This is a genomic window from Blautia caccae, from assembly GCF_040095955.1.
GTDB classification, from domain to species: domain Bacteria; phylum Bacillota; class Clostridia; order Lachnospirales; family Lachnospiraceae; genus Blautia; species Blautia celeris.
In genome coordinates this window covers 21037-34110 of sequence record NZ_JBBMFP010000007.1, presented here as the reverse complement: position 1 = coordinate 34110, position 13074 = coordinate 21037, and the positions used below count along the sequence as shown (strand labels likewise).

Genomic DNA, 13074 nt, shown 5'->3' with positions numbered 1-13074 from the left:
CGTTACTCAGCTACCTTAAACGAATACATGTATCTTTTCCCATCTGTATAATATTGCATACCCGAATCTTTACCAAGAGATATTTCTTCTCCTGTTTTTTTCCCGTCCTCATCTGCTTCAAAAAGGACAACATCACTTTTCACCGGGGTACGCCGGGTTCCCTTGCCGGAACTGTCCAGTTTATAATATTCCGCGTTAAATGCTTCATTCTCCTTCATAATCTGCCGCGTGCGGTTCAGTACCTGCGAAGATACAGATACTACCTTGGAAAACATGAGAATCACCAGTACAACAACCAGAAAGGCAACCAGTGTTTCAATCATCGTGGAGCCGTCTTTATTCTCCTGAATCTTCCTGCAGTTCATCTCCCTCATCCCACTGCCACCCTTCTTTTTCATCTATCTTTGGATTCTTTGGTACAAATTCCCCATCGGAGAGCGCTTTGCCTTCTATCTCTTCAACGCTTAATACATAGGTCTTTGTCATGGAACTCTCAGATTTGCCGGCCGAACAGGAAACTGTCACCACCAAAGTAGTCCCCTCTCCTTTGTCCGCCAGCTTATCTTCCCTTGTCCAGTATGCTTCCACATATGTATTTTTCAGTAATTCAGCCGCATTCTCTACCACTTCACCGGTCTCAGAACTATTCTGCCCAAGCTGCAGACGGCGTAATGCACGGTCATTCAGGTATTCTGCTTCGCCATAAGGAGGCCATTTTTCCTCCCGCCACACATTATCACGGATGTAGAACCAGAAAGGGTACTTCTCGGCTGCTCCCTTCTCATAGGCATCCTCTCTTGTGATTGTTATCTGCCGTTCCAATTCCCGGCTCAGTGTCTGGACTATCTCCTTACACTGAGCCGCATCATGCTCTCGGTTTGCCGTTGCATGAAGAGAAAAGGAAACCAGAAGCAAAGCCAGCCCGAGCATGACCAATACAGCCATAATAGCTATTGCAATGAGCATTGCGGATCCCTCTTTGTTTTTTAAAGATTTTTTTCTCATATCTGATTTCCTCTTCGTTCTGCATTAATTTGTTTCGTAATTATCGTTTACCGGAATTGGCTCTAAAATCATATTACATTCGAATGTAAAACTAAGTCGGTTGTTCTCTTCCTTCACACTTATCTCTTGTACAGGTACTGTCACAGTAAACTGCCAGCCATTTTCTGTCTGTGTCAGATTCAGTATCACTTCGGCTGACAATGTATACGTTTCCGCACCTTCCTGTACCGTACTCTCTGTCTGAAGTAAAGTAAGAGTATCCGTCACAGCAATCTGTTCGCCAGTGGGACTGGTGTAATACCAGATATTGTCTTCGTCTCTTTTAATCTCTGCATAGAAAGAATCCTCTCCCTGCCCGATCTGTATCTGATATCCCTCTATTTTGTCATGAATCCCTCTCTCGCATAACCAGCTATACTGTCTGGCATCAAACTGCTTCGGCACATCATCTCCCTGTGTTCGATGCAGGATATATTCTGCCTGCGCCGTAGTTTCTGTCACCTCAGGACTTTCGACTATCAGCTTCGGCAGCACTATGGGCACTGTCCAGTCACTCCATCTGCTGATATTTCCACCATTGGCCTCTGTAACCCTGGCCTCCCTGAATGAGATCCATTTTCCTGCATATTGTGCATAAACTGCATCCTTCAGAGCCAGAATATTTGTCTCACTGCTTATATCATAATAAGCGCTGAGGTTACGAAGATCCAGCACCCTCTCCTGATCACTGTCCAGAATTTTAACCTGATATATACTGTATCCGTCTGCTGTCTTTTCAGTCAGCTTATAGGCGGTGTCTTTCCATACAGAGGCCTCTATAGATACACCACTCTGCACCTCAACAGCGTCAGAATAATCATAAAGCGTTGTGACTTCGGTTGCCTGCTCAATCTGAGTCGGCTTATACCTGTACCAACTGGAAATTTCAGAACTCTCATAACCTGCCAGCCGCTCCTGTTCCGGGTCATCTCCCAGTATGACTGCCTGGACAGATGCCTGTGAAGTAAACAGATTGGCTTCATCTGCATAGTCCATGATCGTCTCCGCATCCGGAAGAATCAAACGGAAGTAAGCTTCCTTTTCCTCCTCCTTCGGCGTCCAGGAGAGAATCATCTGTGTGGATACCGGCTTATCCAGTATGTTCTGTACTGTCTCTTCTTTTACAGGCAGTACAGCTGTGTCTCCTGCCTGAATATTCTGCACAAACACTGCAGTCTCATCTTCCCTGCATACAGGTTCTTCCCCGTCAGACTGTATATCCAGCGGTGTATCTGCAGATGTACTGCAGAAAATATTATAACCGCCGTTATTGTCGTCCTCCAGATAAATCCAGTCCGCATCATATCGGTAAGCATTCAGTTCATCCGTGTTCGATTCCTTGGCCTTGCGGATACGCTGAATCCTGTAACCATCTGAATAACTTTGCAGTTTGAAATCCAGCTCTGTCTGCACGGCAGGAACATACTCCGGCACTGACTCCAGTGTACAATTCCCACTGGTAAGATCATAATAGACAGATGCTGCACCTTCCGTTATTTTAGGTTCTTCCACCCTGATACGCGGTATGCGGATCCATTGATAGTTCACCGTATTCTCCGTTGTATCATCCTCGTCTGACCACCAGGAACTGATATTGCTGTCTGAAACACTTCTAAGCGCGATCTTCAGCCATTTTCCGGCATATGCGGGATCGATATTTTCCAGTGTATAAGTACTGTCTGCAAAATCTCCGGTCATAGCAGTCTCTGCTGCCTTGCCCTTCAGTGTTGCCACTGCACCGGAATTCCAGTATCCTCCCGCATCCTCTTCTGAAGGCGCATCACCGGCAGGCATTACGCTCACATCGTCTGCCTCTCTCTCGTCAAATACTGCTGCTGCTATCTGGTATTTTCCTCTGTAATAATTCTCTCCTGTATCTGACATAGACAAGGTGACTCCGTCTCTGATAAACTCCTGAAGAGTGACAAACGTATCTCTTACTCCATCCTCATGAGGCATATACTCCGGTGATGCAGTTAAATTTGCTGTATCCGGCACTGTCAGACGATTCGGAAGTGTAATTTCTCTGGCTACACCGTCTATTCCGTCACGGTATTCTGTTGTTGTCTCGTCCGCACATGCCCGTACGGAAACAGTTATCATTTCACCTCTTTCATAGTCATTCAAATCAAGTATTCTGCTCCATGTATCGCTGTCTCTCATTTCATCATCTGAAACAAATGTCCATATTTACGTAAGATTTTTTGTTAATGTATAGGTGTCCTCTGTAGTCCAGATAAGAGCCATGGTTTTTTCAACTTTATTGCCGTCAACATTCTCCACCCAGCTATAGACTTTTTCCTGTTCCCCTTCTGTAACATCTACTTCCGGTTTCTTTCCATAAAGTTTCCCGGCTGTTTCAAGTGCGGCATCTAATCCTGCTTTTTCCGTATAGCTGCTGACCGCACCTTCATCACCTTCTGCCCGCTGTACGCAGACTTCATACGCGGCTGTATAAGGACGCTCTTCTTTCAGAACCGCATTCCAGACTGTGTCATACAATAAAGAATTCTTCTCCGTTCCCTCCTCCTTTGTGTGGAGCTGGAGGACTGGTTTTGAAATCTGGGAAAGCCTTAACGGAACTGCAAATTCCATTTCAGAACCAGAAGGGAACTTTATCGTTGACCCACTGACTGCATTGGCTGTGCCTGCACGAACAATACTTATACTCACTCTCGGATAATTCCAGGTCCTCTCTTTGTCTTTAAATGAGACACTCCAGCTTTTCTCCGATTCCTGATAACTGCCGGGAGTATTCTTATCTACTGTGGATGTACCAAGCAGAACTCCTGTTTTGTCTTCCTTAGAGGTATACCCCTTTAATGTAATGTCGTATACCGCATCCTGCTCTCCAATACCGACATCCCAGGTAAATGTATAATTTACCCCGTCTTCCTGAAGCGGCATGATGTTCTCTATAACGGGCTTTGGCTGTATATCATGAGAATAGGATTCAGCGGTTACTTTACATGCATTCTGGTCTACGGTGTACTTCTTCTGATCTACCTGTTTCAGGTAATGCTGCTCATCGCCGTATGCCAGGATACTGCTGTAAATAATTTCGTATTTTCCGTCTGTATCCCGCCGCAGTATATATCCATTTGCAAGGCCATCCTCGCCGAAAACAGGTTCATCATTTCTGGAAGTGTCCCTGAGACAGAGACTCTTATCCTCTGAATTTCTGTCTTTTATATACCGGAGCAATTCCTCTTCTGTTATATTTTCTGCAACTTGATGTCCATACCAGCATACATCGGACTGGCTGCGCCATGGGTAAGTACGAACCGTAATACTGTCATAGTCCAATAAATTATCGGGAAGATGATTCAGCTTACTGGTCATCTCTACTCCATTACTTGCAACATGAGAATTGCCGGAAGCCAGGGTCAAATTGCAATGGAATATTTCTCCATTCTCTAAATCAAATGGAGCATTTACAAGAAGCTCGGAATTCATGTACAGTTCTGTAACATCTCCTATTTTCTCCATCATCACCTGATTATAAAGGCTTCCCGGACGATCACCATAAAAGTCATGAAAGGTTGTTTTCACATAGTCATTATCTTTTAATGCCTCCCAACCGTAAATTGCCGACTGTACAGATACAGATGTAGATTTTTCATACTTACCTGGTACTGCTTCAGCGTATGAGGTCATTACCTGGTTGCCATTGCTCGAAATGACAAAGCCTTCTGAAATGCCTTTTTCAGTATCAATCGTTATATTTTTATTCAATATAGTTAACTTTATCTTTGTTGCTTTGTCATCCTTGTAATCATCCTTATTCTCCAGAACTGCAACAAATTTATCCCAGCCTGCCTTTCCATTCACATCATAGGCTCCCAATTCCAGATGTATCTTCGGTGCAGCCTGCGGCATGAGCAGTTCTCTGCTGCTGCCTGCCCATGCAGAAGCTCCTTTTTGGATAACCCCAATAACTTCCGGTCCATATTTTTCCTCCGTATATTCTGTCTCAACATAGGAACGGCCTATTGACCTGATATAGACTTCTATTTTGCATCCAACCCATTCTTCAGGAACTCTGATGGTTTTCTTTTCTATGCCATAAGAAATTTCCTCCGGTTTATTAAATGTATCAGATACAATCGCATTGTTTTTATCTGTCACCCTAAATACAAACTGATCGGCATAGTATTTCCTGCCGGTATGGCCCCATGTAATCTTCAGTTCACCCCCTGTATTATCTATGCTGATGCCCTTTATATCATCGGGATTTTCCGGCGTTTTATTAAGATAATACTCCACTATTTTAGGGTCTACTTCTTCGTACACTTTATATCTGTTTTGAGATTTATCCGAAGATTTATCATTCCATCCACTGGCAGGGTTAAGTTTCAAACCAGTAATATTAAACGGCGATTCGGAAACAGCTTCACTTCCTTTTATTTCATATGTTCCATCCTCATTCTGGATAACGATTGACTTATATCCTAAAAGAGAATCCTCTTTTCCAGAATCTTCCGTCTCTGATTTTTTACTGCACAGACCGGCATTCTTTATACTTCCTGTAAATATTGGACTTTTCTCAAGATCTTCGGATGCTTTATTGAAATCATCCTGTGCTTTCTGTCTGGCTGCTGCCTTCTCCTCATATTGGGTTTTTGCCTCTTGATACTTCTCCTCAGTAAAGTTCCCTTCTCCCACAAAATCGGTGTTTCCGAGTGCCACATACCAAAGACATGCAAATCCTTTTTTGACATTATTATTCCCGGTCACTTTTGAAATCATAATTTCTATTGAAGAAACTTCTTTTTCTTTAGTCAGCAAATCGGAAAGGTCCACTTCTTTGTTGGGATCGTAGAAATCTCCAAGGCTTATTCTGTCACTATCTGAATCTCCGGAAAAGGTCCCGTCTTTGTAATTAATTTTTACCTTGTAAGAATACTGGCGTACTTCTGCTTTGGCGCTATTATAGTCGTCCTCTAAACTACTGCTTCCTGCCCACAGGATTTTCAGACTGTCTATTTTTTCCGCACCAGATTCAGGCGGTGACAGTTTTATCAAAAATCCATTTCCTCCGGATCTATTATCTAAGATATATCTTTTTCTGTCCTGCCCGCTGACGTCCTTACTTAAATTATTAAATATATACGTCCCATTTTCCTCCAGTACCTTTTTCCCGTCCAGCGTTGTGGATTGAACCGTCCAGTCCTTCAGATACTCCTGCATTCTACCCCATTCATCTTTTGCATCCTGTTCTTCCTTCTGACACTCTTCCAGTTTTGTTTTAGCAGAGATATATCCTTTCAGACTCTCAAGATAGCTATCCACTGTTGAAGTAAAGCCATTTTCGCTTGTATCTCCTTGGGATGCACTTACTGCGTAAACACAGATATAATTTTTCTCAGTGCCCTCAGCATTAAAAACCCCCTCTTTTATTGTACCATCCATAATTCTTGTAAATTCAAATCTAATATTTTTTATGATGGTATTTCCATCTAAGTTTGTGCTCCAGTAGGATGCATTTGGTTTATTCTGTCCATAAGCGATGAACTCGCAGCCGTTATTCTCTCCTGCGATCCATTTACCATCCTGCCCCAAATAGTAAGCCCCATTATTACAGGATATTTTAAATTTATATTGTCTGACTATATTGGGGTTTGCATTCGTATCATCATTAGCCCAATATACTCCAAAATTAGTCAAAGGATATCCCTTGTAGAAATTAAATGTTAACTTATTATTATTCACTTTACTAAATTTAAATCTTCTTTGACCAGCAGCCTCTCCGTCCATCTCTTTCCAAAGATTATCTGACGGATAGTTATTGATTGCAGAATTTGACGATACCTCGCTGATGTACACCGTCTTATCATCTACTGGCGGTGGTTCCAGTTCACCTGTTCCGAGATAGTAAGAGTCCGTAATATTTCCTGATGAACTATTTGCCACATTCTTGGAATCACCTATACTGATGCAGTCAAACATAGAAGTATACTTCTTATTTACAATTCCCGCCATTTTTGTGTTGGTGTTTCCATTGTTTCCATAATTTCTGCATCGGTAAAAACTGGCATCCTGCTTATCTCCGTTCCCGAGTATTCCTCCTGCCGTACCACCTGTTATACACCCTTCATTCACGCAGTCTGTATAGATTCCTTTGATATTTCCTGCTGTATCATGGGCATACCCCACTATTCCACCGGCATTACTTCCGGCACTGATATTTCCATAATTTTTGCAGGAATCAAACACCACGGCTGCACCTTGGTCCGTCTGATAAAATGTTGCAATGATACCCGCCGCTGCAGAGCCATTAGACTGGATATTACCATAGTTGGTACAGTTGGACATAGCGATTCCCTTATACTTTAACCGGCCGATTCCTCCTGCACTCAGCTTACCGCTTATATTTCCATAGTTGTAAAAATCGCTGACAGTCATAGAACTGCTGTCTTTATTTTCCAAACGCCCTATCAGCCCCCCTGCTGTAACATTCTCTGAATTTCCTCCTGCCACTACTACCGCATAATTGGCCACATGTTGCATACTGACACCGGAGGCACTGTACCCGATAATACCGCCGACTCCGAAATCATTGGAGTACGCTGTCGTTTTCACACTCCAGTTTTCTCCTGTAGACAGTATATCCTTCTCACTGCTTCCCGTAGCTGCCGCGCCGCTGGTCTGGTATCCCACAATGCCGCCGGTGTGGCCGCTTCGGTTATTTATCTGCACATTCTTCGTTGAATTGGAGTAATTATCACAGTCTGCCACATACCCGTCATTCCAACCTGCAATCCCTCCTGCATAGCCGACGCCGCTTTTTTTTGCGTCTTTATCCGTCTCAATCAGGGTATTATCACGGAATCCAACATAGGAATTGCTGATACTTCCGCCTGCGTTATTTCTTCCGGCAATACCTCCCAGATTTACAATATTATCTGCTGAGCCATTGGTAAGAAGATTTCCGCTGTAGGCACATTTTGATATACTGCTGTTATTTACACCTGCTATACCTCCATATCCAGTGTCAGTTGTTCCCAGGTCTCCTGTTATATCTGCAGAAATATTACAACGATTTATACTGCCATCATTTACTCCTGCAGCACCGCCAATATTAGCATAGTTTGCATTTGTTCCTGCAAAACTAATCTTTGTATCACGGACCACTGCCGAATTACTTTCAATATCTTTGATGCCCGAATTTGCAATTGTTCCTAAATTACTTCCGGCAATACCGCCTATGCTGCTTCCTGAGGTGTAGGTTCTCACTTCACATAAGACCACGGCGTCTTCTGTCAGCAATATATCACCATAGTTAATTCCGGTCACCGCACCCACATCACTGACTTTGCTGTTTACCGTATTGGATATTATAACGGGCATTCCCTGTTTTCCGGTAATCTTGCATGCGGATATGGTACCCTTATTAATACCTGAAATTCCTCCGGCACATTTCATACCTTCAAAAATAAGCGTTTCATTCCCTGCCAGTACAAAAGAATCCTCTATAATACCGCTGTTTTCTCCTGTGATTCCTCCGCACATGCCATTTGCTGCAGAAACAGTTCCTGTATTTGAACAGTTCTTAATATCTGAATAATTTACAGACACAATTCCACCTGCATCACCTTCACTTGCTGCAGAAATATTCCCGGCGTTCCAGCAATTGTCAATCCCGCCTGAAGTTATCCCAACTATCCCCCCGGCATTTCCGTTCCCGGCAACTACAATAGCAGCATTTTTCACATTCTGTATAACCTGATTTTCACTTACACTCTCCCCCACAAATCCGCCTGCCATTTTATCGCCTATTATACTGCCTGTAAATGTGAAGAATTCAAAATCTTCACTATCATTAACATTCCTTTTATTTTGAATTTGACCGGCGTTATAACCAGTAATACCACCGACGTAAGTTCCGCCAGCTTTGATTTCCGCGTTTGCAGTTGCCATACTCGTATCAGATACGGAATCACCGTCTTGTATGAGTATTATGCTCCCTTCTGCACTGTTTGCCCCTGCAATTCCCCCTACATAAGAACCGGATGCATTAACGATTCCACCGAATAACCAGGTGCCGCTTATGGTTCCGTAATTTTGGGCAGCTATTCCCCCTACATAATCATTTCCGGTTATGGTTTTGTTTGTAAAAGAACAGTTTTTTATTTCTCCCTTATTAAACCCTGTAATTCCACCCACATAGCTGCGCCCTGCAGTTCCGATACTGGATACACTGCAGTTCTTGATCAGACCTTCGTTGACTTCACAAATGCCGCCCAGATAAGTGCCCTGGGTCACAACATCTCCCACATCCATGTTTCGGCAATTATCAATCTCGACCCATATTCCGGATCTGCCGATCACACCGCCGGCATAGGAATATAAGAAACCATACTGATCCTCATTCTGGGATTCTTTATCATTTTCAATAGCACTTAATGCTGTTATAGGCGTTTTATTCACAACATTCTTTATGGTCAGTGAGGTATACGGTGAATTATAGCCTATGACGCCGCCCACGTAGATGTCCCCTGTCAGACTGCCGAAACGCATGGACTGTTCCGTTTCATGTTCCTGGATTCCCTTTATAGTCAACGTACCTTCACTCTTATTTCCTTCAGGGTCATAATCACTATCATCTATATATTTAACATTTTCACTGAGACTTTTTTCCTCTGAAACTGCTTCCGTAATCAGGGAAGATAAATTTGTAATAAAAGACTTTGCGTCAACATCTAAATCAGGTAAAATTCTATTATATCCAATAAAACCACCGGTAAATGCTGTTGCATACACCTTACCCAGGAAATTATCTGTTGTAAACTCTGTGCTGATCCGGTCATCTGTAGAAATAATATTCCCTCCAATGGTACCGCTGACACAATAGCCGCCGGTCACCTCATTGGGATTGGATTTCAACGTTTTATTTCTGAGCAGTTCAACAGAAGAATTAAATCCGGCATATCCTCCGACAAAGACACCCGTACCCTTGATAAATCCGCCTTCCAGTTCATAATTTTCCACAGACGCGTCCACGTCATTGTAACCCACGATTCCGCCCACGTAATTCCTGCCTGTTATGTAGCATACCATACGAATAGTTGTATTCAGATAATCGGAAACGGTACCTGATGTTATCTTACCGTTATTATATCCCGCAATGCCGCCTACATAATCTCCCTTCAGACTGGCCGCATCTGTAATATTCCTTGCGGTATCATCAGCAGCTACCTCACTGCTGCAGTTCTCCACAATACCTGTGTTCAGTCCCGTAATACCTCCCACGTAGTTCCCATACCCTGCAACAATACCTTCATTTATCCAGTTCGCTACAATCTTTTCCTCGTTTCGAGTATAATCCGGATTTGCTACATGAAACTCGTTATCTTCCCCGCTTCGTGCCGCGTTGATTCCGCAGATTCCTCCCACATAATCACAGCCGATCACATTCGCTTCGTTTGTGTTCTTTTCCCCCCAGTTACTTTCATCCTTACCATCCAGGTTTGCCTCTGCAAGGCTCTCATTGAACCCTACAATTCCCCCCACATACTGATAACCAAATATATAACCTTCTTTGTTTTTTTCCTGTTCCGTGTTACAATTGATGATCTTACTGTTTTCATTATATCCTGCAATGCCGCCCACATAGACGCCATTGAGCTTTTCCAGAAGCTTTTCATCTGCTGCAAAAAGCTCTTCCATGTCTTCTTGTAAATATTGAGGAGAACTGACACAGTTGCTTACCTGCAGATTATCGGCCTTATTCGTTTTGTTGCTGCATAATCCCACGATTCCTCCGATATATTTCGCCTGAGAAAGCATTTCCTGCATTTTCTTTTTATCCTGGTTTTTCTCAAGGTTAACAGGCGCAGCTTCCACTGCACCATAATTTTTGCACCATTCTATAAGAGCAGTCTTATCGTCCTTCTCCACTTTCAACTGCCCGATTATACCGCCTACATAAGTTACACCTCTGACAGATGCGCGATTTACCAGATTTTTATACTGCATCTGCAAAGACCCTGTATCTTTTCCTGCGATGCCTCCTACATCTGTTTTGCCCACTACAGTGCTTGGCATATTTTTTGCATCCGAATTGGCAACCGTTAAATCCACAAGAGTGCCTTTGTTTTCTCCGCAGAAAGCACCGACAGAAGCACTTCCCTCCACTGAGATCTGGTCCAGTACCATATTGGTGATCTTACCTTCGTTCTTTACAAACAAACCAGCCGGACCATTTTTTATATACTGTATTGTACTCTTGCCGTCTTTGCCATTATTAATCTCAGTACCATAAACAGCTGTGCTGCTGTTCGCATCTTCCTTTATGATCAGTCCGCTGATTGTATTGGTCTTCTCATCTGCACCTTCTAAAACAGATGTGCTTTTCAAGGTCCCAACTGACGGAAAAGGCGTGGCTGTATCCTTGACAGGCGCCACTTGTGCCGTGAGAGAATTCCAATCCTTCTTTTTGTAAATATTATCTGTATCGTACAGATATCCGTCCTTAATAAATTTCTGCCAGTTTATGTTCTCTGCAAGCTGATAGGTGCACTCCCTGTCTGCTGCACCACTCACAGCTTTTTTAGGAGTAAAATCCTCCACATAGCGTACGTTATAAAGATGTCGTGCATTTTTAAGCGTATATGTAACCTTGTCAGTCCCACTGCTGCTTTTTTTTGTGTATTCCCCAAAATATGTATGGGATACATTGCTTTTTCTCACAGCCGTAGGCTTATAATCTTTTCCTACTCCCTTCACTTTACAGAGTATGTTTTCTGTATCCACACAGAATCTGTGAAAACTATATGTATTTTTCAGATCATCTAAAATCGGGGTCGTCTTCGGGTTATCCTGGTAGCTGCCATAAAGCTCATTATAATAATAGGTGGCAGCACTTAAATCTGCGGCGTCCAGGATCAGACGTACCGTGTTTTCATTCTCCAGCCAGGCAAGCATTGGGTAATCACTGGTAGTCCACTCTTTCCCGTCAGTATCATACCGGGTCACACTGCATGTTATAGGTTCCGACGTATTCTCTTTTTTGGTAAGTTTTCTGCCATCCAGTACAATTTTAAGCCGCTGTGTTTCCTTATCATTGTCTGTATCTTTGTCAAGCACCAGGATTGTGTAATCCATATTCGTGACAGCATTTCCATCTTTATTCGTTACCATAAAGGAAAGGTTAAGGGTCCCCTCATTGTTAAGCTTTACCTTTTTGATTGACGGCTGTTCCGCCTTAGGCGTAGTTGCAACGGCCAGGGAATCCACACCGTAATACCCTACCATCCGCTCTTTTCTCACACTCGTCTCACGGTTGGTGATATCTACAGTTCCCCTTTTTGCATGATTACTGCTGTTATATTCAAAATCATCGTTTTGATTACTATATAAAACAGAAAAAACCTGACCTTCTTCCGGAGTAAACTCTACGCAGACTGCTGCATTTAAAATAGACGAGTCATATACATAAGGCAGAAGCATGTCGTAAAGCGCAAGAATCTCCTCATCCGGTTTTTCTCCCTTTCCGGCCTTATACTCCTGATATTGCTTATAGGTTTCCCCGTTGCCCTTCAGATAACAGATTTCTCCTCTGTATTTTTCCTTGTCTGTCTTGCCGGCACTTGCAGGCCAGAGAAGATCCAGTCTCTTCTCATAGGCTTCACTGCCTTCCTCTTCACTGTAAAACAAATCTTTTACATTAACCTTGTTTTTATAGCCGCCGTCTGAGGCCAGCACTCTCCGGAATTTATCAAGACGTCCATTCTCACTGTACTCTGTCAACTGATTCTGCGCCGCACTGAAAAGCGTCTTCGCATACTCATTCTGCTCCTTGAACTGTGACCACCGTATCCACGTCATCACACCAAACACTGCCCCTCCAGCCAGTATCAGCACAATGCAAATGACCACAATAAGTTCAACCAGCGTATATCCACTCTGGTTTTTATTCCCGCCTTTTCTGTTTTTATCAATATTCCCGTGCAATACCCCTTTTTCCATATAATCCACTCATTCCTTATTCCAACCCGCCCCCGCTGTCTTCACCGGGAACCACATGTG

At 43.2% G+C, this 13074-nt stretch carries 4 protein-coding genes; all 4 read right to left on the bottom strand.

Annotated features, from left to right (window positions below):
- Positions 1-2: 2 nt before the first annotated feature.
- From WMO65_RS09285 to WMO65_RS09270, 4 genes are read right to left on the bottom strand one after another with little or no spacing between them, the layout of a single operon-like run.
- Positions 3-374, bottom strand: a complete 372-nt coding sequence (locus WMO65_RS09285) for a hypothetical protein (protein ID WP_033140681.1) — start codon at positions 372-374, stop codon at positions 3-5.
- A complete protein-coding gene (locus tag WMO65_RS09280) occupies positions 337-1005 on the bottom strand; it encodes a hypothetical protein (RefSeq protein ID WP_033140682.1) in 669 nt (222 codons plus the stop codon). Before WMO65_RS09280 ends, WMO65_RS09285 begins: the two co-directional genes overlap by 38 nt.
- Before the next feature lie 24 nt (positions 1006-1029).
- Positions 1030-3207 carry a hypothetical protein gene (locus tag WMO65_RS09275; RefSeq protein WP_148392035.1) on the bottom strand — a complete coding sequence of 726 codons (2178 nt, stop codon included), beginning with the start codon at positions 3205-3207 and terminating at the stop codon, positions 1030-1032.
- A 27-nt stretch (positions 3208-3234) separates the two neighbouring features.
- Positions 3235-13014: a prepilin-type N-terminal cleavage/methylation domain-containing protein gene (locus tag WMO65_RS09270; RefSeq protein ID WP_148392036.1), complete on the bottom strand. Its 9780-nt coding sequence runs from the start codon at positions 13012-13014 to the stop codon at positions 3235-3237.
- Between the last annotated feature and the right edge of the window lie 60 nt (positions 13015-13074).

Bases quoted from the DNA above. Each gene is read 5' to 3' on its own strand.
- WMO65_RS09275 (WP_148392035.1), bottom strand. From the start codon at position 3,207: ATGAGAGACAGCGATACATGGAGCAGAATACTTGATTTGAATGACTAT.
- WMO65_RS09285 (WP_033140681.1), bottom strand. From the start codon at position 374: ATGAGGGAGATGAACTGCAGGAAGATTCAGGAGAATAAAGACGGCTCC.
- WMO65_RS09270 (WP_148392036.1), bottom strand. From the start codon at position 13,014: ATGGAAAAAGGGGTATTGCACGGGAATATTGATAAAAACAGAAAAGGC.
- WMO65_RS09280 (WP_033140682.1), bottom strand. From the start codon at position 1,005: ATGAGAAAAAAATCTTTAAAAAACAAAGAGGGATCCGCAATGCTCATT.